This is a genomic window from Photobacterium minamisatsumaniensis (assembly GCF_050336695.1).
GTDB classification, from domain to species: domain Bacteria; phylum Pseudomonadota; class Gammaproteobacteria; order Enterobacterales; family Vibrionaceae; genus Photobacterium; species Photobacterium minamisatsumaniensis.
On the sequence record NZ_JAKJSI010000048.1, the window covers coordinates 1 to 22,486 of the forward strand.

The following is a 22,486-nucleotide window of genomic DNA, read 5'->3' on the forward strand; positions in this document are numbered from 1 at the left end:
ATTATTAACAATATCCATTCTAAAAATTTTAATTATTCCACGTTCTTTGTTAAATATATTTTCATAACTGCTGCGGAATCACCAATTGAACCCCTCTTTGTTTCTTTCGCTTTTTTTCTCAATTAGAATCAAAGTATCGGCCTTCTCTAGCCTCAAGAATTTGCAACGTTAGCAGCCTTATACTGACATAGGGAACTAACTTTGCCGTAAATTAGAACCAGCATGGAGACAATCAAGCATGGAATTATTTGAAGTTCTTAATCCTCCCCAACGATTACTCATGGGTCCAGGACCAATCAACGCTTACCCTCGCGTACTTCAAGCTATCTCGAATCAACTTATCGGCCAATACGATCCGGTGATGACAGGTTACATGAAGCAAACACAACGTCTTTACCAACAAGTCTTTCATACCAATAATGAAGCAACATTGCTCATTGACGGAACAGCTCGGGCTGGCATCGAAGCTGTACTCGTTTCAATCATTAAACCTGGTGACAAAGTACTGATCCCTGTAATGGGACGCTTTGGCCATCTTTTGTGTGAAATTGCACACCGCACAGGTGCAGAAATATACACCATTGATATTGAGTGGGGTGAAGTTTGCGATCCTGCGCTTATTGAAAAAGAGATTAAGCGAATTCAACCTAAGCTACTTGCAACAGTGCAAGGAGATACATCAACCACGATGAACCAGCCACTTGCTGAAATTGGTGATATCTGCCAACGTCACGGTGTACTTTTCTATTGCGATGCAACGGCGTCGGTTGCAGGGAACGAACTGAATGTTGATGAGTGGAAGTTGGATGCCGTGTCAGTCGGTTTACAAAAATGCCTGGGTGGCCCATCTGGCAGCGCACCTCTTACGTTAAGTGATGCATTTGTAAAACAGATTAATAAACGTAAGCACGTGGAGAAAGGCATTCGGGCAGACCATCATGAAGATGGTATTGAGCCAATGATCCAGTCGAATTATTTTGATTTACCTATGATTTTGGATTACTGGGGTGAAGAACGCCTTAACCACCACACTGAAGCTACATCCATGTTATATGCAGCACGCGAATGTGCTCGCTTGTACCTCGAAGAAGGCCCGACTCACGTTATTGCTCGTCATAAACAAGCGGGTGACGCCTTAGCGACAGGCCTAAAAGCGATGGGGCTACGGCTATTTGGCAACCAAGCCTACAAAATGAATAACGTTGTTGGTGTCTATATTCCCGATAATGTCGACGGTGAAGTGATCCGCAAAGAATTACTGCTTCGCTTTGGCATTGAAATCGGTACATCATTTGGCCCACTACAAGGAAAAATCTGGCGTATTGGTACGATGGGCTACAATGCTAGACAAGAAGCGGTTTTACATACGCTAGCAGCACTTGAAGCGGTATTAATTAGCCACAAAGCGGCTATTCAACCAAGTCAGGCTGTCATTGCAGCAATGGCATGCTACGCATAATTATCAACTAATATACCCACCGACAACAACGGCCTTTTATGCTTCAATCAAGAACGCATTAAAGGCTTTTTTACCTCTGTATATTCATCAACAGCGATCAATATTCTTCTACTAAAATTAATGTTACCCAGAGTAATACCAATCTGGTGTAAGTTCCCTACTCTACACATACAAAAACGGGCACTGATGTGCCCGTTTTTATGTCTGTTACTTCTTGTATACCGTATTAGTCACGGATGCTGTGATTACTCATATGCTCAAGTGCTTTTAGCATTGCAGAATGATCCCAATTGCTGCCGTCGAGTGCTGCACATGTATTAAACAATTCTTGCGCCGTTGCTGTGTTAGGCAAGTTCAATTTCAATTCACGTGCACCCGTTAGGGCTAGGTTCAAATCTTTTTGATGTAGGGAAATACGGAAACCCGGATCAAACGTGCCTTTCACCATACGCTCACCGTGAACTTCAAGAATTTTAGATGATGCAAACCCCCCCATTAGCGCTTGGCGAATTTTCGCTGGATCTGCACCGGCTTTTGATGCAAACAGTAAGGCTTCAGCAACCGCTTCAATGTTCAATGCAACAATAATCTGGTTTGCGACCTTACATGTTTGACCGTCGCCATTACCGCCTACTAGCGTAATATTTTTACCCATAACATCCAGCAACGGTTTTACACGTTCGAAAATTTCATCACGGCCACCCGCCATGATAGATAGCGTCCCCGCGACAGCGCCAACCTCACCGCCCGATACTGGTGCATCGATATACCATGCGCCTGCTGCTTCGACTTTTTCAGCGAACACTTTCGTTTCGATTGGAGAGATTGAACTCATATCAACCACAACTTTATCAGCTGATAGACCTTTCATGATCCCTTCATCAGAGAACAAAACATCCGCGACATGTGGCGTGTCTGGTACCATCGTAATAATAATGTCTGCAGCTTCAGCAACGGCAGCAGGGTTAGGACATGCAAACCCTTTTTCACCTAATAACTCCGAAGGAACTGATTCATAGTGGTCCGAAAAGTAAACGCTATAACCTGCATTTTGCAAGTTCTTAGCCATTGGTTTACCCATAATGCCAGTGCCAATAAAACCGATATTCAACATAATTTTTTCCTTAACCATTAATTAAATGACGTTGTATTCTTTAAGCCAAACTAAACCTGCTTCTGTACCATTTTTTGGTACATACTCACACCCGATCCAACCGTCATAACCCACTTCATCTAGGTGCTTAAACATGAAGCTATAGTTAATTTCACCGGTGCCCGGCTCATGTCGCCCAGGGTTATCTGCAAGCTGAACATGACCGATAATCGAGAGGTTATTCTTAACCGTGGCTGCTAAATCACCTTCCATGATTTGCATGTGATAAATATCGTATTGGTAAGTAAGATTCTGGCTGCCTACATCTTCAATCAGATCTTTGACCATCTGTGTTGACGAAACAAAAAAGCCGGGAATATCTCGGGTATTAATGGCCTCAACAACGAGGGCTATACCGGCAGCCGCAAGTTTTTCAGCGGCAAATTTTAGGTTATCGACTAATACTTGATAAGCATCGGTATCAGTGACTTGTTCTGGCTTGATCCCTGCTAGGCAATTCACTTGCTTACAGCCCAATACACCTGCATATTCAATCGCTTTATCAACACCCGAACGAAACTCTTCGATGCGCTCAGGTAAACAAGCAATACCACGTTCGCCCGCCGCCCAATCACCTGCAGGCAGATTAAATAGCACTTGAGTGAGGTTATTTTTTTCAAGTTCAGCAGCAATATCTGCCGCAGGAAAATCATAAGGAAATAGATATTCTACGCCTTGAAAACCAGCTTTCGCCGCTGCATCAAAACGTGCCATAAATTCATATTCAGTGAATAACATTGAAAGGTTTGCCGCAAACTTTGGCATAATAAACTCCTTGTTGAGGTGGCATATGCAGCCACCTCATGAATGTCTTAATTAAAGGTCGATAATATCTTCGAATTCGTTCACTTTATCGATATCTGGGCCCATCGCGATATTTGTCACGCGCTCAGTAAGCACTTCAACAACAACAGGAACTTTATGCTCTTTCATTAGCTTCTTAGCTTCTTCAAGTGCGGGGGCAATATCTTCAGGTTCGAATACACGAATTGCTTTACAACCAAGACCTTCAACAACGCTCTTATGATCGACACCGTATTCCTTAACTTCTGGTGCATTGATGTTTTCAAACGACAACTGTACACAGTGGTCAATATCAAACGCTTTTTGAGCCTGACGAATAAGGCCAAGGTATGCGTTATTGATAAGAACGTGAATGTAAGGCAAGTTAAACTGTGCACCAACGGCTAGTTCTTCCATCATGAATTGGAAGTCGTAGTCACCAGAAATAGCAACAACAGGCTTCACTGGATCCGCTTTAACGACACCGAGTGCTGCTGGCATTGTCCAACCTAATGGACCCGCTTGACATGCATTGATCCAGTGGCGAGGCTCATGTACGTGTAGGAATTGGTTAGCCGCAATTTGTGCTAGACCAATTGTACTTACATAGCGTGTTTCAGGGCCAAATGCTTTGTTCATTTCGTGGTAGATACGTTGTGGTTTGATTGGTGAGCAATCAAAATCTTCACGACGTAACATAGTACGCTTACGCTCTGCACACTCTGCAACCCACTGTGTACGGTCTTTCATATCGCCACGAGCTTTTAGTTCTTTCGCCGCTTCAATAAATACTTTCAATGCTTCACCAGCATCTGAAGTAATACCTAAATCGGGTGAGAATACACGGCCGATTTGCGTTGGCTCGATATCAACGTGGATAAACTTACGACCTTTAGTATACGTATTCAAATCGCCAGTGTGACGGTTTGCCCAACGGTTACCAATACCGAACACAAAGTCAGATTCTAAGTAAGTAGCATTTCCACAACGGTGGTTAGCCTGGCAGCCCATACGGCCACTCATCAGTGGGTGCTCGTCTGAAATTGTTCCCCAGCCACGTAGCGTTTGAATAACAGGAACGTTAACTAGCTCTGCAAACTCTTTAAACAACGCTGCTGCATCTGCGTTTACGATGCCGCCACCAGCAACAAGCAATGGCTTTTCAGATTCGTTTAGCATAGCAACCGCACGTTCTGCTTGCGCTTTTGTTGCCGCTGTTTTGCTTGGCGTTAGTGGCTCATAAAGATCGATATCGAATTCGATTTCAGTCATCTGTACGTCGATAGGTAAATCAAGCAATACAGGACCCGGGCGACCAGAACGCATTTCATAGAACGCTTTTTGGAATGTACCTGGCATTTGACCCGCTTCGCGGATAGTAACCGACATTTTAGTTACTGGTTTAGCAATAGACTCAATATCTACCGCTTGGAAATCTTCCTTATGTAGCTTGGCAACAGGCGCTTGACCTGTAATACATAGTATTGGAACTGAATCAGCAGAGGCAGAATACAACCCCGTGATCATATCAGTACCAGCAGGGCCTGATGTACCAATACAGACACCAATGTTGCCAGCTTCTGCACGGGTATAACCTTCTGCCATGTGAGAAGCACCTTCCACATGACGAGCAAGAATATGTTCAATACCGCCTAGTTTTTTTAACGCAGCATACATTGGGTTAATTGCAGCGCCTGGTACACCAAAGGCGCAAGAAACACCTTCTTTTTTTAGAATTAAAACTGCAGCTTCTATCGCACGCATTTTAGCCATTTTATATCTCCAATACTTTCTATAAACGACATCAACCAGCCACAATAATCAATGTTATTGCCGTGACTTATCGCTCATCTGAATTAATTAAACAAATTACAATAATACGGTGTATTCTTTTGATAAATTATTAACAATGCAATTATCTTTACCGGCTCTATCAATCGTTATAAAGTCAGTATCTTCATTCCAAGCAAATAATAAATAGTGCCAAACATTTTTATAATAGTTAACGCCTTGTTCACCATTCGTCATGAAGGCCCTCAACGTTGTCTCATCAATTTCATCATCGCCTTCAGCGACAATGACAATAAACTTTTTACCATCAAGTGGATAAAATGCTTGGCTACCTAATGGGTGCTTTTCAAGTAATGAAAATGTAAGCTTTTCCGTAAAGGCCACCGCTTTAATGATACTGAAAGATGGATTGGCATCATCTGTTACCGTTACGTTACCTAATGCATTAAACCGTTGACAAGACTTGTCATTAATATAAAACGAGTCGGAATTTTCAACTTCTAACACATCACCAAAAGGCTTAAACGCGTCTTTTGTTAGCGGTTCAACTCTTAATGTTTTCATATAAAACCTTTTTTAATTTCTAGATAATTTTTTAGCAGATAATATCTACCAATTGAATTTGGCCAAGAATAAGAAGGCATAATGTATTGTAGAGATAATGCTTAATACTTTGTTTTTATCTTTTAGTTATCGGTATATATTTCTTATCCTCTTTGTTGAAACTAATCATACACAAAAAATAGATAAGGAAAACATGACCTACAGCACACTTCATTTTATAGTGATTTTTTTCATATAATGAATTTAGTTTTAGATAAAATAATTATTGAATCAACAGATAGGTATAGTTGAGGTTAAAATACGGAAGGAATAGAGGTAAGAAAACAGCTTAAGCCATTCGCTGACTAAAGCTGTTTTTAATTTGTTGAAGCTAAGCGAGTCTAGATTGAATCTGCTACTTTTTCAGCTGATTTTTTCTCTCGTATTGCACTCACTAGCGGCAACATCAAAGCTAGCACAGCACAAATCATGATAGCCAACGTAAGTGGACGCTCCCATAGGAAGGAGTAACTCCCATCAGATAACGTCAATGAGCGGCTCAGATTTTTTTCAAGAATATCCCCAAGAATGAATCCCAGCAGCATCGGCGCCATTGGAAAGCTCAATAGCTTCAAGAACGTCGCAATGATCGTGATGATCACCATCATATGAATATCAAAACTATTAAAGCTGACTAAGTAAACGCCTGTGATCGAGAAGAACAAAATCAATGGGATCAAAATAGGACGTGGGATAGCCAACAGCCGCGAAATATAAGGGATTAGTGGCAAGTTTAGAATCAGCAGCACCAAGTTACCAAAGTACATTGAGATTATCACCGACCAAAAAACATCTGGATTATCGACAAACAAACGTGGTCCAGGTTGAATACCGTATGCGATAAGCGCACCAAGCATAATTGCCGTTGTACCAGACCCCGGAATACCCAGTGTTAGTAATGGTACGAAAGAGCCCGTAGAGGCTGCATTGTTTGCAGATTCAGGCGCGGCTAAACCTCGCAGCGCACCTTTACCAAATTTTGCTTTTTCTTCCTTAGAAGCAAGATTACGTTCCATACCGTAGCTCAGGAACGACGCAATGGTTGCCCCTGCACCAGGTAAAACCCCAACTAGAAAACCAAATACCGATGAACGGCCAACCGTTGGTGCGACATGTTTTACTTCTTCTTTACTTAGCTTCATGCTGCCCAAAGAATCCATGTCCATTTGCGGCTCTTTCTCTTTGTGCTCACCGCGCAATACCGTCATTACAACCTCAGTCAAAGCAAAAGTTGCCATCGCAAGTAACAAGAAGCTGATCCCATCAATCAGGTTAATGTTACCAAAAGTAAAACGAGGGATACCCGACATTACATCGTTACCGACCATCGCAATCATCAAGCCAAACACCGTCATCATGAGTGCTTTTAATACTTGGCCTTTTCCTGAGAAAGCTGCCACTGCCGTTAAGCCTAATACCATAAGTGCAAAGTAGTCGCTCGACTGAAAACTTAACGAGACTTTTGCCAATGCTGGCGCTGCAAACAATAGGATAATTGCACCAATGGTTCCGCCAGTAAATGAAGAGTAAGCTGCAAGGGCTAACGCCTTACCTGCTTGCTTTTGCTGAGCTAGCGGATAACCATCAAAGGCTGTTACAACCGTACTCGCACAGCCGGGTGCATTGATCAGGATAGACGAAGTAGAACCACCAAAAATAGCACCGTAGTAAACGCCTGCCATTAAAATAATGCCTGACGAAGGATCAAGCCCGTAGGTAATTGGGATCATTAAAGCAATAGCAGAAATAGGTCCTAAGCCGGGCAACATACCAATGAATGTGCCAGCAAAACAGCCCACCACAACCATCATTAAATTAAAGGGCATTATCGCTGTGCTCAGCCCTGACATCATTCCATCAAACATGGTTTAACTCCCTAATAGGCTGGTCCACACCTGTCCCGGTGCAAGGTAAATATCAAGTAATTGGGTTAAGACATACCAGAACCCTATGGCAAAAGGCACAGAGGCCAAAAAGAGTATTTTTGGTCTACGTTCACCTAGCAGCCAGTACCCCCCTATAAGGAAAAGTGCGGTCGAAACTAAAAAGCCCATCCAATCTAAAGACAGTGCAAACAGCACCATCAACACAAGCAACTTGCCCATTAGCACAAAGTCATAACCCGTTAGGCTCAAGCGATCTTTATCTTTTTTACTCGCAAGAATAAGCTGGCAAAGTGAGAATAAAATGCCAAGTGCAGCCAAAGCGATTGGCATAGATTTAGCGTGGAACGGTTCATATTCATCGCCAGGGAATAACGTAATAATATTGGCGTAATAACCGTAGGCTACGGAAAAACATAAAAATACCAAACCACCGATATGATCTTTGGTTATCGTCATGGGTGCTCCTTCACATACAACGTTTGTTTACATACTGCTTTAACGGTAATAAATGTTTTAGCGGTAATAAAAAAGCGCAGCCTGCTTAACATAGGGAGCAGTACCACGCTTTAGGTTTTATTTAATTTAAGAAACCAAGCTCTCTCATGAGACTACCCATCTCTTGCTCTTGCTGAGCAAGGAAGGCTTCAAATTCAGTACCTGGCTTATAGATTTCAGTCCAACCGTAGCGGTCACGAACGGCTGCCCATTCGTCAGTTTCATACATTTTCTTTAATACATCAGCGTACTCAGCAACCTTCTCATCGCTCAAGCCCGGCGCTCCAAAGAAACCACGCCAGTTAACGAAGGTGGCGTCATAACCTAGCTCTTGAATCGTCGGTACATTCGGTGCAACCTTTGAACGTTCAGGCCCTGTCATCGCTAGAATACGAACTTCGCCCGCTTCAGCTAAACTCAGTGCTTCACTTAAGCCCGTTGATAGCACTTGGGTTTCACCCGATAGCAAGCCAGCCATTGCCTTACCACCAGCATCATAAGCCAAGTATTTCAATTTACGAGGTTCACCACCTGCAGCTTTAAATACCATCGCCGCTACAAGGTGATCCATACTGCCTCGTGCTGAACCACCAGCAACCGACACTGAGCGAGGGTTCTTCTTATAATCATCAACAATTTCAGTAAAGCTTTGATATTTTGAATCTTTCGCTACAACAAATGCGGCATAATCACCAATGGTCGCAGCAACCGGTGTTAGATCACGGAAAGACTGTGGGAAAACGTTTGATAAAGAGCGGATCACAATCGGTGTTGAATTAACCATTAATGTATCTTTCGACTGGGCAGATGTTTTTATCAGGTACGCAATTGCTTTACCACCACCGCCACCAGACATGTTTTCATATGATACTTTTTCGACGAGGTTAGATTTCGACAACGCTTCACCAGTGCCACGCGCTGTACTATCCCAGCCACCACCTGCACCTCCAGGTACTAGAAAGTGCACTTCATCCACTTTAGCCTGAGCTACACCCATACTCATCGAAGCGGCCATCATGGTCGCCAGTACTGTTACACGTTTACAAGACAAAAACCGAGTAAGCATATTGTGTCCTTATTTAATTGTTATGTGTTCCTACGTCATAAACTTATGCCAATCATAGCGCCATGAGAAGTTTGTAAATTTAATGTGAATAAGATACTTATTGGCGATTTTGTTCATATTGTTCACAGCACAATGAGTAATAAAAAGGTAAGGTGTGTGTAACAAAGCACTCGGTGGAAGGAATCGCCAAACAATGACGGCATTTTTGTCATTACGTTTTTTACGCTTAAATACACGTATGGTATTGATCTTAGGGATTATTGCTGTATTACAAACGGGAATTCTCGGTCATTTTGCAATCCGCTATCTTGATAGCGTGCTTGATGAGCAAATTGGCCAGCAAGCCATGCGGGTTGCCCTTGCGATCTCTGTTTCCCCCGATGTTATTAGAGCTGTAGATGCTCGAAATACATCAGTTCTGCAACCATTAAGTTACAAACTTGCTAAATCTGCAGAAGCGCGTTTCGTTGTCTTTGGCGATAAAAATGGCATCAGGCTAGCCCACCCTAATAAAGCACGGATAGGCAAACCCATGCATGACGACGAAGGGGATATGAACGAAATAGCGCTGGTTGAGGGCCTGCCGTATATTTCCAAAGCCCATGGAAGTGTCGGGCAATCTGTCCGTGGTAAAGCCCCGATTTTTAATCAGCAAGGTACTGAGATTATCGGTATTGTCTCTGTCGGGTATTTGCTTGATACGGTTCAAGTATTAGTCAGTAATCATCGCACTTCTATGTTTATTGCCATTGCAGCGGCTTTCCTATTTAGTGTTATCACCGCAATCTGGTTTGCTCACCACTTCAAAAAAGCCATTTTTAATCTTGAACCCGAAGAAATTGGTCGAATGTTCCAAGAACGAAATGCCACACTCGAAACGGTACGTGAAGGAATCGTGGCCATTAACCAAGAGGGAATGATTACCACTTTTAATCATGCTGCGATAAAGACCCTACAACTACCTGAAACCAATACCTATATCGGTCAACATATACAAGAGGTACTGCCTGATAGCGGCCTTTTACGTGTGCTCAGAAACGGCTCCCCTCAATACGATCAAGAAGTATGGATACATGATCAGCTTTTAATCGTGAATAGGATCCCCTTAATACAGGGCGGTACAGTTAATGGCGTTGTATCTAGCTTTCGGTTAAAAAACGAAGTTGATTTAGTCAGCCGTAAACTAACGCGAATAAAACAATATGCTGAAAGTCTACGCAGTCAGTCACATGAATATAATAACAAGCTACATACTATCGCTGGCCTAATACAAATAGACGCAACAGATGAGGCATTGGCCGTTATTGGTCAAGAAACATCAAGCCATCAGGCATTTATTCAACAACTCATGGATGTCACTTCTGACAGCATTCTCGCGGGCTGCTTACTGGGCAAGTACAATCGAGCAAAAGAGCTCGGGTTAAAACTTCACCTTGATGAAGCAAGCCAAATGACACACCTACCCACCGATCTACCGAGGGAGCAATTAGTCAGTATTCTTGGCAACCTACTCGATAATGCTTTGGAAGCAACATTAGCGCACCATGGCCGAGGAGGACAGATCACACTCAGCCTTTCCGATTACGGTAAGGAAGTAATTTTTGAAATAGAGGATCAAGGTCGAGGGCTATCGAATGAAGAAGTCGACGTCATCTTTACACGCGGCTACAGTACAAAAAATCAACAGGGGCATGGTATAGGACTTGATCTCGTTAAAAAGCTAACAGATCACCTTGATGGCCTAATTACCATTGAGCCCATTGAGCCTTATGGCAGCCGATTTACCCTCTATTTACCAAAAGAGAAACAGACAAAAGCAGAGGAAGACTAATGTCAGACGCGATCAGCATCGTTATTGCAGAAGATGACCAACAGATAGCGGAAATTCAACGCCGCTTTGTCGAAAAAATTGAAGGGTTTGAGGTTGTCGGTATTGCCCATGGCCTAGAAGAAGCACGAGATCTCATCGAAGTACTCAAGCCACAATTAATCTTGCTCGATAACCAGTTTCCAACGGGTACGGGATTAGACCTACTTCGTACATTGCGAGCGGAACATTGCCACAGTGACGTCATTCTAGTCACTGCGGCGAAAGAAGTAGAGACCCTACGAACTGCTATGCATAGCGGTATTTTTGATTACATTCTAAAACCATTAATTTTTGAACGACTACAAGCTTCACTGGCCAAGTACCGAGCTCACCTAAGTAAACTCTCAGATATAGACTCTCTGCTACAGAGTGATGTTGATAAGCTTTTTCAAGCACCACCTGCAACCAAACAAGCTCAAGTATTATCCAACAATAAAGCCACCAATAGATTACCGAAGGGAATTGACAGTTTAACGCTTGATAAAATAAGGGCAGTATTTAGTCAACAACACCTCACCCTAAACGCAGAACAAGTCGGGCAAGAAATTGGGGCAAGCCGAACGACAGCGAGGCGCTACCTCGAATTTATGGTCGCTACGGATGAACTCACAGCCGAAGTTTCATACGGTACAGTGGGACGCCCAGAGCGTCGATATAAGCCCTGTGCGTAATAAAAAATAAGGGGAAGCCGATTGGCCTCCCCTTTTTTGCTTACTTGAACGATATAACCAGAAAACGGAACATCGCTAAGCGGACGTTATGCTTGGCTCTTTGTTCCGAAATACATTAAGGAAAATAATCACCACAACAACCGCAATAGCGGTAAGCTGAATAGTCAACCCACTAAAGATCAAAGCAAAAGGAACTAAAAACAAGACCAAACGCTCAGGTATTGACAGTAATTTAGCCAATCGCCCTTCAATAGCACCAGCAAAGGCAACAATAAGAGTAATGGTCGTTACTATCGCAAACATGAACCCTAACCAGTTTTCGCCATCAAAAATTAATGGTGAAAATGCCATCATCAGCGGAATAAGGAAGAAACCTTGCGCCAACTTGAAAGCCTGCACTGCCGACTGCATCGGTGACGCGCCTGCAATCCCTGCCCCAGCAAATGCTGCTAGTGCAATCGGCGGAGTCACATTCGAGGTTTGTGATAACCAGAACACAATCATGTGGGCAGTAAGAATACCCAAACCAAGCTCAGTTAAGGCGGGTACGGCCATGATCGATAGTACAATATAGGCTGCGGTTACGGGTAAACCCATTCCAAGGATCACTGCTGCCACTGCAATTAAGGCCATGACGGACCATAAATAGCCACCAGACAATGCCATAAGGAACTGAGTAAACTGTAAACCGATGCCCGTTTGGCCAACTACCCCGACGACAATCCCCGCCGTTGCACAGGCAACTGAAATAGGCAGTGCTAACAGGGCGCCTTCTTTCATTCCCTCAAGAAACACGCGGAAACTAATGCGGCTATGCTTACGGCACATTGCAGCAACCAACACGGCGCTACACCCAGCAATACCGACTAGCACAGGAGAATAGCTCATTAACAGTAAGCTGGTGATCAACACCAATGGCACAACAAAGTGCCAACCTTGTTTCATCACCACTTTCAGTTGGGTGACATTATCCATTCCCTTAAGGCCAAGCTTACACGCCATTAAATGCACGTATAACAATGTACACCCGAAATACAAAATAGCAGGCGCAATAGAGACAAGCAGAATTTCACTGTAAGCAATGCCTGTAAACTGGGCCATAACAAAAGCCCCCGCCCCCATTACTGGCGGCATAATTTGCCCGCCAGTTGAGGCCGCCGCTTCAATGCCCGCAGCTTGCTCTGGCTTATAACCAAGCTTCTTCATCATCGGAATAGTCAGTGCACCAGTGGTTACTGTGTTAGCTATAGCCGATCCTGATATCGAGCCTAATGCCGCCGAAGCGATTACACTGGCTTTAGCTGGGCCCCCTCGATATTTCCCCGCAACCGCAAATGCGGCATCAATGAAGAACTGCCCTGCACCTGTTACTTGAAGAAAGGCGCCGAACAATACGAAGATAAACACCACGCCCGCAGCGATCGCCAATGGCGCCCCAAACACCCCATTGGTTGAATAAATATGAAAACGAATTATTTCATCAAGGGCAAACCCTTTGCTAGCAACACTGGCCGGCAAAAGATCACCAAACATGGCATACAACAAGAAGAGTCCAGCGATGACAACCATCACCATACCAACGGTTCGCCTTGTTGCTTCCAATAGCGCCACAATCAAGATTGAACCGGCAAGCACATCATGAGTACTTAACCCGTCAAGTAAAAAACCGATGTCATCGTAATCAAATCGAATAATATGCTGAACGGCCCACAATGTGGCTACAACAATTGCTAAATCAACAAGCCTCGCGGGAAGGTAAAGTGGATTGTCCACTTTTAATACTGGCTTAACGAGAAACACCAGCGCGAGTATCCAGCTAAGGTGTATAGGACGAAATACAGGTGCAGAAAGGTTGGCAGTAATACCCTGCCAAATTTGAAATACTGATAAAGCGAATGCAGCAACAGCCGCCAGTTGCATTAAACGTTCAGTTACCCTGTGATTTAACGCCGAAGAATTGGTCATTGCGAACTCCTTGTTTACTGCAATGTTATATACCCATGTAACTTCAAAGTACTTGGGTATATCCCCCCGATATACTTCGGGGGGTACTACTTCACCTATCGATTAAGATAAGTGACACTTCGGATTATTTACTTTTGTTCACTCATAAACTGCTGTGATCCCGGGTGCAGTGGAATACCCGCAAGCTTATTCATATTTTCAACGGTAGTGAATTTTGTTACGCCGATCGCCTGGCGGATCTGATCGATATTATCAAAAGCAGCCTTAGTCATTTCATAAGCTAGGTCTTTATCCAAATCACCTTTAACAACCAATACATTCCATACTGCCGGCGCTTGGAATGCAGGAACATTTCGATAGCTACCCGCTTCAACATCTAAGCCACTGTATGATGCATTCGCCTCATTAATCATGGCCAACTCGTCTTCAGTGAATGAAAGAATACGAATATCACGAGTAAGCGCTAGCTCCGTAATAGCACCGACGCCTAAGCTACCAACAATCACTCCGGCATCGATTTGACCGTTACCCAATGCTTCAGTGGTTGCCGTATAGTTCAGTGCCTGCCCACGCATGTCACTCTCTTCAATACCCAATGTTTTCAAAATATTCAATGCACTAACACGCGTACCAGAACCAGGAGCACCAAGGGCAACTCGCTTACCTTTTAGATCCGCTACAGACTTAATGTCTGAATTCGCAGGTACGATAAATTGCACAACGTTAGGATAAAGCGCGAACAAAACTGAAACGTCCATCTTACGTGGGAAAGGCTCTGTGCCTTGGTAAGCTTGCTGAACAACGTTACCCATGGCAATCCCAGCCAACTGCTGCTTTGTCGACACCTTAATGACGTTTTCTACTGATGCAGCCGTTACTTCCGCACGCATATTAAAATCATCAATATTTTCGTTCCACACCTTCGCTAGTAACCCACCTAAAGGATAATAGGTACCACTTTGACTTCCTGTACCGATAGTGTAATTGTTTGCAGCAACAGGTAATGAAACAGCTAAAGCAAGAGAAATTATCCCTTTTTTGATCATTGAACGCATTGAGTATTCCTTCTCATTCAGAACGCTAAATTGTAGGTTTCGAATACAACTTAAAAGTACTTCGTCGTATTGTTCTATCGATGTTGCATCAAAAGAAATCGCTTTTAAATGTTAAATTTGTGAAATTTGTGAAAATGAGATATCAGCAGTGTTAACTACATCAATAACTACACTTTTGCTATTTCACCCTACAATTTCTGTTTCTTCTTACATTATTACCAGCTAGTAAAAGTTATTTCCATTTAAACTCTATTATCATTATTTTGTAAACAGATAAACTACATCCCATACCAACGACAAGTACAAAACATTAAGGATTTTATATGGGCTGGCTATTTCTTACTCTGGGAGTATTGGCAGAAGCGACTTCTCACGTTGCCCTTCGTTCAACCAACGGCTTCACTAATCTATTTCCCAGCATTATTGTTGTTCTCGGCCACCTTCTTGCCTTTCTATTCCTTGGGCAAGCCATGAAGTCATTACCTGTCGGTATCGTTCACGCTATGTGGGCAGGCATGGCCATTGTTATTGTTACCGCGATGTCGAGTATCATCTATAAACAGCATTTAGATGCCAAAGTCTGGCTAGGTATGATCGTTGTCGCCATCGGCATTGCCATCATCAATCTTTCAGGAGCGTCGCACACTCACTAATACATGGGGGTAATTGCATGAATGAACAAAGGGCTATTAACCTTTATTACTATCTAGTGAACAACAAGGCACCACAAAAAGACATCAATGCGGTGTTAAAACTATTAGCAGAACAGCATCATATCGATCTAACCCGGTTAGATCGAAAAAGACCTCGAAATCAAAATAGGTTCGATATCAACAGCTACGGTGCTGGCGGATCTAGAACCTTAAACCAAACACGGCAGCTAAATGGGTAGTTGCCAAATAGTTTCTGTGTAACGATCCAATGCTCATTCATGTTATTCACTTGCTCAAAGTAGAAAACCCACCTCTACCCTATAAGGTCGGTGGGTTAAATACTTCACTCGGAAATTAACTAAGCGCGTGATTCTATCGCTAACTTCAGTATTTCTTTACTTTCATCCAACGTGATTTTCTGGCTTTCACCTAATGCAACCATTCCATGTATTTCAAGTTGTTCGCATAACGACTGAACTGCATTCGTTTTGTCATCAACTTTAAGCGTAGTTTCTACTCCTAAACTCCAATAGAAGTGTTCAATTGCTATAATGGTTCTTTCAGCCAAATCCTCACTGTCTGTTAATAAGAAGACCTGCTTACCCATTTGCTCTAATTTTCCACGCTTCAAGGCCATCTGGTTTCTTAACATAGCAGGCTGGACAATTGCCAATGACCGAGCATGATCAACCCCAAACAAAGCAGTCAATTCATGTCCAATTGAGTGCGTTGACCAATCCTGACTTACACCGACACCAATCAACCCGTTTAGTGCCTGATTTGCTACCCACATCAAATTTTCACGCCAATGAGTGCTATCACGACATTCAAAATCACCACCTAATTTTAATAAACTACGCAGCAGTACTTCAGCATATCCATCTTGAACATAGGCACCCTCTTTCACTGTCAAATACTGCTCGCACACATGTACCCACGCATCAACAACACCATTAATTAGCTGCCTCTCTGGTAATGTTTTCATTACATCGGGATCAAGTACGGCAAACTGAGGCTGAACATATTCAGAGAAGAACACCAACTTTTCTCGGGTACTCTGTTTCGAAATAACTGCACCAGTGTTAGATTCAGACCCTGTCGCTGGAAGTGTTAATATGCAGCCAATCGGTAACGCTTGAGATATAACATGCTTGCCCGATGGAATATCCCAACCATCTCCATGATATAAGGTTGCGGCTGCTATATATTTTGCCCCGTCAATAACGCTCCCCCCACCAACAGCTAAAATGTAATCTACATGCTCTTCTCGTGCTAGGTGAGTCGCCCTGTCTAAAGTCTCCATTTTAGGGTTTGGTTCAACACCTGAAAACTCAATCCATTTGTGATTCTGTAATGCGCGACTTAATTGGTCGTATACGCCATTCTTCTTTATTGAGCCTCCGCCATAAATTAGAAGTACTTTTTTATCTATTCCTATTTCTTGTGCGATCGTTTCTATCTGTCCCTGACCGAAATGTATTTTTGTCGAATTCAAGTATGTAAATTGCATCTAATCACCTAAACAATTGAAATTATGTTTCCCAAGCTAGTAATGTGCATATTACTGTGACAAAGTGTCGACATTAAGGTCAGATCATCGAATTATAGTGCCTATTCCTGCTTATTTACCGTGTGGACGTTATGGTGCTTTCGTATTTTTGTTCACACAACAGAGGAGTAGAACTAATAAATGGATAAATTATCAACAGCAATGCAGGCCTTTGTTGATGCAGAAGGCTTGGGTCATACAGATGGTCTGACAGACACAAAACTCCAAGGTGTCAGCTTTTACCACTCTCGTCATTCAAGTGCTCGTCGTCCACTACTGTATCAATCTGGCATTATTATCATGGGCCAAGGTCATAAGAGTATTCACCTATCAGAGCATAACGTGAAGTACTCTGCTGGCGACTATCTTGTTATTGGCGTACCACTGCCGCTGGAGTGCGAGGCCATAGCTGATGACGGAAAGCCATTACTTAGTTTATGTATAGATGTTGACTTACCTTTACTGCGCACTCTGGTCAAAGAGCTAAATATTAATAAATTGAAGCCTATCGATAAGCCTAAAAACAACTGCGGGCTACAGCTTTGTAAACTCGACAATACAATTGAAGATTCATGCATACGTTTATTAAATTGCTTACTCGATGAAACAGACATGAGAGTATTAGGTAAGGATATTGTAAAGGAAATCATTTATAGGGTATTGAACGGTCCTCAAGCGGACACGCTAATTGGGCTAGTACAGCAAGAAAGTCACTATGCGAAAATCGCACAGGTATTAGATGCAGTTCATGCAAATGTCGCTAACCCCATCACTGTTGAATCTTTGTCTCAAGAAGCCAATATGAGCGTATCGTCATTTCATCGTGCATTTAAAGAAGTAACAATGGAATCTCCGATACAATACATCAAGAAGTTACGACTAGCTAAAGCTAAAGATTTAATTCAATTAGAAGGAAAACGTTCGAGTGACGCAGCAAATTTAGTCGGCTACAGCAGTAAATCTCAATTCTTTCGAGAGTTTAAGCGTCGCTATAACCATTCACCATCTCAGGTGATTTTTGATTAGTACGTCGAGACTTTTGTATCGCAGCTACGAGGCGGGTGAGTCTTGAGCCCTAAACCAAACTAGGCTGCTAATAGGTAGTTAATATCTACCCATTTCTTACATAAAAGAGAAACTTAAGAAAAACTAACTAAAGCCTTAATTATTTCTAACCTCTGCTTTACTCAGTTGTCATCATCATCATTGAAAATAGTGGTAATTCACTTTATTATTTTCTGATGAGGCTATAGTGTTAAAAAACATTCACATATTATTTTCTGATATGGTTTTCCGATTTTTTATTCTTGGTATCGCTATATTTACGATTGATAGTGTATTATTCACTAATGAAAACCCCAAAAACATCATTATCAACGAGCGAAATATATACTCATATTTAAACGACAAATTTGAATTACATGAAAAAAAACAAGCCGACAATTACCTTCATCAATTATCTGAGAGTGAAAAGAAATCGTTAATTAATAGCTTCATTGATGAGCAATTACTTTATCAGTTTGCGCTATCTAACCAACTAGAAAAAAGTGATGGGCAAATTAAATCGTTTATTTCGGAAAAAGGTCAAGAACTATTAAAAATAGTGGCCAATGGCCAAGTTTCTCCTGTCTCTGAAGAGGAGGTAGAGCAATATTACCACCAGAATTTTAATCGGTATGCCAGTGAAGCTCGGTACAATTTCGAAGTCCGGCACTACCCTCTATCATCATCCGCTATTGCGCAGCAAGAAAAAATCGCCTTGAATAAAGGCGGGCATGTGCCATTACAGCGGCATGAAGGAATAGATTTACCCTTCATAGAATACAATCAAACCCATGATCGATTAAACCAACGATATTCAGAAGGCTTTGTAAATCAGCTTCAAAAGCGCAAACTTGAACCAACACAAACATGGTTCGGCCCGATTAAAGGGAAAAACAGCCTTCACTTAGTTAAATTAACCGCATACACGCCTAAAAAAATCACGACTCTCGACGCCGTATCAGCCCCCATCCGCCAGGAGTTACTGCTACAGAAACAACAGCTAAGCTATCAGCAGCAATTAGCGCACCTGCGCCAATCAAGTACGATTCAACAGCCATTTAACATCATGGAATGAAGTTAATCACATGAAATTACTCTTTGCCCACGTTCAAGCCTTCTGCATTATTGTCGTACTTTCTCTATGGTCGCAGCCCATTATTGCTCATAACCTTGAGCCTATTTTTATCTCTATTTACGAGATAGAAAAAGACGAATTACGGGTCAATTTAGCCATGCCTACCTTATTTGACCGTGATAATTACCCGAATATCACAGCTAATCACGAATGCGATATACGCTGGCTGTCTGACATCGACGGTATACTTCAATGCAATAATGCCTTAATAACATCCCTCGAAATCACCTACCCTATCGCCCAGCCATCTGGTCCCACAATGATCCATTACCATGATTTACAAGGTAGCACTGAACTCCAAGAGCTTGATGGAAGCAACTATTGGCAACGCCCTGAACAACTCGACCAATGGAGTGTCTATAAACGATACACTCAACTAGGGTTTGAGCATATTTTTGCAGGCTTTGATCATGTCTTATTTATATTCTGCCTACTCATGTTATCAAATGGTTTTAGGAAGACTGCAATCATGCTTACAGGGTTTACATTATCCCATTCGTTAACTCTATATTTAGCGGCCTATAAGTGGATACAAGTTCCTATAAACGCTGTTGAAGTTATTATTTCCCTCAGCTTATTAATGATGGCAATTGAAATAATCAACAATAACAAACAAAGCTTAATTCAGCGCTACCCCTTTATTGTATCGTCACTCTTTGGTTTGTTGCATGGAATGGGCTTTGCGACAGTATTAATTAATGTTGGCCTTCCACAAGAACACCATTTTATCGGATTGTTATTTTTCAATGCCGGGGTCGAATTGGCGCAATTAACGATTATTATCACTTGGTTTATGATACTAACCCTCTCTAGAAAGCTGCAATTTGATTTGACCATGGTTAAGCAACATCACACTGTTGCACTTACAGCGATTGGTGGACTCAGTGTCTATTGGCTGATAGATCGCAGTATCCTCTGGTTATCTCCTCTATATTAACTACAATAGAAAACAAAAAAGTGATCCGCTTGGATCACTTTTTATCAGAATAAACGCTCACTCTACCAAGCTATCTTCGAGTCGAACATTATTGGAGTGTCGGAAACTTCGTGGCACGGTATGAAGCATCAGGGATATGCGTGCTCTGTACATGCCTTCCATCGCTCGTGTATTCATCAATACGCCCGTACCATGTTGCTACATTCATTCCAATATTAAGACTGCCAATAAGGTAGTTGCTAGCATAAAATTGAGCGCTACTTCTTATCTGTGATTTTGGCGTCACTTCAATTGCGAGTGCCTGTTGATATTGACGCGTTGTCTCATCGATTTGATACACCGAAAGGTACGACGAATTTTCACTTTCTATATCGCTATAATCAACTGGGTGGCCGTTAGAACCACCATTATTATTAGCAAACATATTATTGAAAGAATAAAGCCGATAGTTACCGCTATTAACGTCATCTTTAGCGTTATTAGGTAGTACGCCGACAGTATGCTGCCCCAATGTAGCTATTGTATTACCCGACTCTTGAAGTAACAAATTATGGTGTTCACTATATTGCCATATACGGCCTTGATGATTGATCATCCAATCCACAAATGGTTCAGAGTGGTAGTTTGCTACTTTGATAATTGAGGAAACCTCACGACCACTAATAAACAATGACCCATTATCGTCAGGCTGGTAGTGCAAAGAATTAACATGTAACCAGTCATTGTTATTATTACTATGGGGGTAATCAACCAGTAAATCCCTTAAGTTCATAACCTTAATAACTTCATTTTTGCTGACATCGATTTCTATAATGTGATCTTCAACAAAACTATCATCTTCATTAGACACAAGAACAATTAAGTTACCATTAGGTAATAATTGGTGGTCATGATGCTGTACAAACCCCGAGTGTTCAAAACTCTGTTCAATTTGCCCGGTCAACAAATTTTGCTTCACAATACGGCGATTATCAGGATTGTAGTAAGCATAACCATCGCGGCGTATGTAACTCCACATATCACTCAAACCAATAACTTGACCACGAACAGTACCTGCATTGTCTAGCCAAAAGCTAAACCCGTTGTTCACAAAATTATTGCCTTGCAACAAAGTGTATCCCTCAGATAACCTATCTTGAGCCTCACCAAAATCACGATCTAAGTGTGTTGGAAAGCCTGTAAGCAATTCATCACTCACATACAAAGAAAAGGTAACTTCACTAACGTGAGCGCCGTTTTCATCACTAAGATGTATTCTGACCGTATTATTTGTCCCAGGTACCAAGCCCATCAAACTAAATTGATGATCGGTACGCATACCTTCTTCACCGTTAGGTAATATAGTCAACGAATGGCTTAATGGTTCACTATGTTGGGTATTGATGCTGTAGCTAACATTCGCTTCGATGGGAAGAAAAAAAGCAACATACAATGACAGCGTATTGGTATGAAAGGGGTCCATGATAAGTAACGGACTATCAAATCGATGCTCATGGCTCAATATATCGTCGATTTCATCAGCTACATGTTGCTGAAAATTAACATCAAAGACTTCACTACGGTTTACTGGCTGGCTATTTAGCGTACGAAGTATTGGATTAAGAGTATAACTCGGTAGTAGTTGATTTATTGGTTGTTCAGGCTGTATTTCTTTGGGGTTATCCACTTTAGGTAGGTCTTCTGGTATCTCAGGTGGTGCTTCTTCGTTACCTTTACAGCCAACTAATGCAAGTAACACCAGTGTGATAGTAACTATCTTTTTCATATCTTCCATTCTCTTCTTTATTATCGCTTTTCTTCGAAATCATCGAGATCAATATAAAATGTTTCTAACCCATCAGGCCTATCAACTATCATCGTTAACCTGCGCATACTTGGAAGTTGATGTATCAGTTCAACGCTCTGCGCTTCATCACTCATATCAAAGTGATCAACGTAAATAATGGTGTCTTCTCTTTGAATTCCTAATTCAAATAATAGCTCGGAGCTTGGGCCAAATTCCGCACCAATAAGCTCACCATTCGCGTTCGTTTTAGGAGCAAAGAAAATCAGCTCGTCCATTTGCAGCTTATACTCAATGTTTTTTAACGGCTCACCAGTAATCTCATTATTAAGTTGATATTTCGCTGAATTTTCTTTAACAGATGAGTGTTGAATATAACTAATTTCATTTTCTTCAAATTCAAATGAAGTGATTTTTTCATCAATATATTCAACATCACTTTTGCTACTCAACGAATGAGACAATACAGATAACTTATGAATATCATTATTGAAACTGATGAAGAGCCAGATCAGATAAGACACTAACCCTAAAGATACGGCCATCAAGAATAAAAAAAATACTTTCTTTTTCATTGTTTTTATCTCA

Annotated in this window: 20 protein-coding genes; 8 read left to right on the top strand and 12 right to left on the bottom strand. The window is 42.0% G+C overall.

Annotated elements, in window-relative coordinates; translation table 11 throughout:
• The first annotated feature begins 238 nt into the window (after positions 1-238).
• Positions 239-1,459, top strand: a complete 1,221-nt coding sequence (locus L4D78_RS22950; RefSeq protein ID WP_428469081.1) for a pyridoxal-phosphate-dependent aminotransferase family protein — start codon at positions 239-241, stop codon at positions 1,457-1,459.
• 226 nt (positions 1,460-1,685) lie between these two features.
• On the opposite strand, the gene L4D78_RS22955 is transcribed toward L4D78_RS22950, so the two are convergent.
• From L4D78_RS22955 to L4D78_RS22985, 7 genes are all read right to left on the bottom strand, one after another.
• Complete coding sequence (locus tag L4D78_RS22955) at positions 1,686-2,573, bottom strand: 2-hydroxy-3-oxopropionate reductase (protein ID WP_428469082.1); 888 nt, start codon at positions 2,571-2,573, stop codon at positions 1,686-1,688.
• 21 nt (positions 2,574-2,594) lie between these two features.
• A complete protein-coding gene (hyi, locus tag L4D78_RS22960) occupies positions 2,595-3,377 on the bottom strand; it encodes a hydroxypyruvate isomerase (RefSeq protein ID WP_428469083.1) in 783 nt (260 codons plus the stop codon).
• A 51-nt stretch (positions 3,378-3,428) separates the two neighbouring features.
• Positions 3,429-5,168: a glyoxylate carboligase gene (gcl, locus tag L4D78_RS22965; RefSeq protein ID WP_428469084.1), complete on the bottom strand. Its 1,740-nt coding sequence runs from the start codon at positions 5,166-5,168 to the stop codon at positions 3,429-3,431.
• Positions 5,169-5,264: 96 nt separating this feature from the next.
• Complete coding sequence (locus tag L4D78_RS22970) at positions 5,265-5,750, bottom strand: ureidoglycolate lyase (RefSeq protein WP_428469085.1); 486 nt, start codon at positions 5,748-5,750, stop codon at positions 5,265-5,267.
• A 380-nt stretch (positions 5,751-6,130) separates the two neighbouring features.
• Positions 6,131-7,654, bottom strand: coding sequence for a tripartite tricarboxylate transporter permease (locus tag L4D78_RS22975; RefSeq protein WP_428469086.1), 1,524 nt, complete (start codon positions 7,652-7,654; stop codon positions 6,131-6,133).
• Between the two features lie 3 nt (positions 7,655-7,657).
• Positions 7,658-8,131, bottom strand: a complete 474-nt coding sequence (locus L4D78_RS22980) for a tripartite tricarboxylate transporter TctB family protein (protein WP_428469087.1) — start codon at positions 8,129-8,131, stop codon at positions 7,658-7,660.
• A gap of 121 nt (positions 8,132-8,252) precedes the next feature.
• Entirely contained in the window at positions 8,253-9,188 is a 936-nt protein-coding gene (locus L4D78_RS22985; RefSeq protein ID WP_428469126.1) for a tripartite tricarboxylate transporter substrate binding protein, read from the bottom strand.
• A 241-nt stretch (positions 9,189-9,429) separates the two neighbouring features.
• Here L4D78_RS22985 and L4D78_RS22990 point away from each other — a divergent pair, with 241 nt between their 5' ends.
• The gene (locus L4D78_RS22990; protein WP_428469088.1) at positions 9,430-11,067 is read left to right on the top strand and encodes an ATP-binding protein; all 1,638 of its coding nucleotides are present in this window, start codon (positions 9,430-9,432) and stop codon (positions 11,065-11,067) included.
• Positions 11,067-11,777, top strand: coding sequence for a response regulator (locus L4D78_RS22995; protein ID WP_428469089.1), 711 nt, complete (start codon positions 11,067-11,069; stop codon positions 11,775-11,777). Before L4D78_RS22990 ends, L4D78_RS22995 begins: the two co-directional genes overlap by 1 nt.
• A 75-nt stretch (positions 11,778-11,852) precedes the next feature.
• On the opposite strand, the gene L4D78_RS23000 is transcribed toward L4D78_RS22995, so the two are convergent.
• The gene (locus tag L4D78_RS23000) at positions 11,853-13,742 is read right to left on the bottom strand and encodes a TRAP transporter permease (RefSeq protein ID WP_428469090.1); all 1,890 of its coding nucleotides are present in this window, start codon (positions 13,740-13,742) and stop codon (positions 11,853-11,855) included.
• A 128-nt stretch (positions 13,743-13,870) separates the two neighbouring features.
• A complete protein-coding gene (locus L4D78_RS23005) occupies positions 13,871-14,797 on the bottom strand; it encodes a TAXI family TRAP transporter solute-binding subunit (RefSeq protein WP_428469091.1) in 927 nt (308 codons plus the stop codon).
• 323 nt (positions 14,798-15,120) lie between these two features.
• On the opposite strand from L4D78_RS23005, the gene L4D78_RS23010 reads away from it, so the two are divergent.
• Positions 15,121-15,450, top strand: a complete 330-nt coding sequence (locus L4D78_RS23010; RefSeq protein ID WP_428458389.1) for a DMT family transporter — start codon at positions 15,121-15,123, stop codon at positions 15,448-15,450.
• A gap of 17 nt (positions 15,451-15,467) precedes the next feature.
• Complete coding sequence (locus tag L4D78_RS23015; RefSeq protein ID WP_428458388.1) at positions 15,468-15,689, top strand: hypothetical protein; 222 nt, start codon at positions 15,468-15,470, stop codon at positions 15,687-15,689.
• Positions 15,690-15,808: 119 nt separating this feature from the next.
• Here the strand turns inward: L4D78_RS23015 and L4D78_RS23020 are convergent, their stop codons facing one another.
• Positions 15,809-16,960, bottom strand: a complete 1,152-nt coding sequence (locus tag L4D78_RS23020) for an iron-containing alcohol dehydrogenase (RefSeq protein ID WP_428469092.1) — start codon at positions 16,958-16,960, stop codon at positions 15,809-15,811.
• A 180-nt stretch (positions 16,961-17,140) separates the two neighbouring features.
• Here L4D78_RS23020 and L4D78_RS23025 point away from each other — a divergent pair, with 180 nt between their 5' ends.
• From L4D78_RS23025 to L4D78_RS23035, 3 genes are all read left to right on the top strand, one after another.
• Positions 17,141-18,025, top strand: a complete 885-nt coding sequence (locus L4D78_RS23025) for an AraC family transcriptional regulator (RefSeq protein ID WP_428469093.1) — start codon at positions 17,141-17,143, stop codon at positions 18,023-18,025.
• A gap of 226 nt (positions 18,026-18,251) precedes the next feature.
• Positions 18,252-19,118, top strand: a complete 867-nt coding sequence (locus tag L4D78_RS23030; protein ID WP_428469094.1) for a peptidyl-prolyl cis-trans isomerase — start codon at positions 18,252-18,254, stop codon at positions 19,116-19,118.
• Between the two features lie 10 nt (positions 19,119-19,128).
• On the top strand, positions 19,129-20,115 hold the full coding sequence (locus tag L4D78_RS23035) for a HupE/UreJ family protein (RefSeq protein ID WP_428469095.1): 987 nt from the start codon (positions 19,129-19,131) through the stop codon (positions 20,113-20,115).
• Positions 20,116-20,203: 88 nt separating this feature from the next.
• On the opposite strand, the gene L4D78_RS23040 is transcribed toward L4D78_RS23035, so the two are convergent.
• Both L4D78_RS23040 and L4D78_RS23045 read right to left on the bottom strand, forming a co-directional pair.
• Positions 20,204-21,880, bottom strand: coding sequence for an aryl-sulfate sulfotransferase (locus tag L4D78_RS23040; RefSeq protein WP_428469096.1), 1,677 nt, complete (start codon positions 21,878-21,880; stop codon positions 20,204-20,206).
• 20 nt (positions 21,881-21,900) lie between these two features.
• Positions 21,901-22,473 (bottom strand): hypothetical protein, encoded by a 573-nt coding sequence (locus L4D78_RS23045; RefSeq protein WP_428469097.1) that lies wholly within the window; start codon positions 22,471-22,473, stop codon positions 21,901-21,903.
• Between the last annotated feature and the right edge of the window lie 13 nt (positions 22,474-22,486).

Excerpts from the sequence above, each read along its gene's own strand:
- L4D78_RS22950 (WP_428469081.1), top strand. The coding sequence starts at position 239 with ATGGAATTATTTGAAGTTCTTAATCCTCCCCAACGATTACTCATGGGT.
- L4D78_RS22955 (WP_428469082.1), bottom strand. The coding sequence starts at position 2,573 with ATGTTGAATATCGGTTTTATTGGCACTGGCATTATGGGTAAACCAATG.
- hyi (WP_428469083.1), bottom strand. The coding sequence starts at position 3,377 with ATGCCAAAGTTTGCGGCAAACCTTTCAATGTTATTCACTGAATATGAA.
- gcl (WP_428469084.1), bottom strand. The coding sequence starts at position 5,168 with ATGGCTAAAATGCGTGCGATAGAAGCTGCAGTTTTAATTCTAAAAAAA.
- L4D78_RS22970 (WP_428469085.1), bottom strand. The coding sequence starts at position 5,750 with ATGAAAACATTAAGAGTTGAACCGCTAACAAAAGACGCGTTTAAGCCT.
- L4D78_RS22975 (WP_428469086.1), bottom strand. The coding sequence starts at position 7,654 with ATGTTTGATGGAATGATGTCAGGGCTGAGCACAGCGATAATGCCCTTT.
- L4D78_RS22980 (WP_428469087.1), bottom strand. The coding sequence starts at position 8,131 with ATGACGATAACCAAAGATCATATCGGTGGTTTGGTATTTTTATGTTTT.
- L4D78_RS22985 (WP_428469126.1), bottom strand. The coding sequence starts at position 9,188 with ATGATGGCCGCTTCGATGAGTATGGGTGTAGCTCAGGCTAAAGTGGAT.
- L4D78_RS22990 (WP_428469088.1), top strand. The coding sequence starts at position 9,430 with ATGACGGCATTTTTGTCATTACGTTTTTTACGCTTAAATACACGTATG.
- L4D78_RS22995 (WP_428469089.1), top strand. The coding sequence starts at position 11,067 with ATGTCAGACGCGATCAGCATCGTTATTGCAGAAGATGACCAACAGATA.
- L4D78_RS23000 (WP_428469090.1), bottom strand. The coding sequence starts at position 13,742 with ATGACCAATTCTTCGGCGTTAAATCACAGGGTAACTGAACGTTTAATG.
- L4D78_RS23005 (WP_428469091.1), bottom strand. The coding sequence starts at position 14,797 with ATGCGTTCAATGATCAAAAAAGGGATAATTTCTCTTGCTTTAGCTGTT.
- L4D78_RS23010 (WP_428458389.1), top strand. The coding sequence starts at position 15,121 with ATGGGCTGGCTATTTCTTACTCTGGGAGTATTGGCAGAAGCGACTTCT.
- L4D78_RS23015 (WP_428458388.1), top strand. The coding sequence starts at position 15,468 with ATGAATGAACAAAGGGCTATTAACCTTTATTACTATCTAGTGAACAAC.
- L4D78_RS23020 (WP_428469092.1), bottom strand. The coding sequence starts at position 16,960 with ATGCAATTTACATACTTGAATTCGACAAAAATACATTTCGGTCAGGGA.
- L4D78_RS23025 (WP_428469093.1), top strand. The coding sequence starts at position 17,141 with ATGGATAAATTATCAACAGCAATGCAGGCCTTTGTTGATGCAGAAGGC.
- L4D78_RS23035 (WP_428469095.1), top strand. The coding sequence starts at position 19,129 with ATGAAATTACTCTTTGCCCACGTTCAAGCCTTCTGCATTATTGTCGTA.
- L4D78_RS23040 (WP_428469096.1), bottom strand. The coding sequence starts at position 21,880 with ATGAAAAAGATAGTTACTATCACACTGGTGTTACTTGCATTAGTTGGC.
- L4D78_RS23045 (WP_428469097.1), bottom strand. The coding sequence starts at position 22,473 with ATGAAAAAGAAAGTATTTTTTTTATTCTTGATGGCCGTATCTTTAGGG.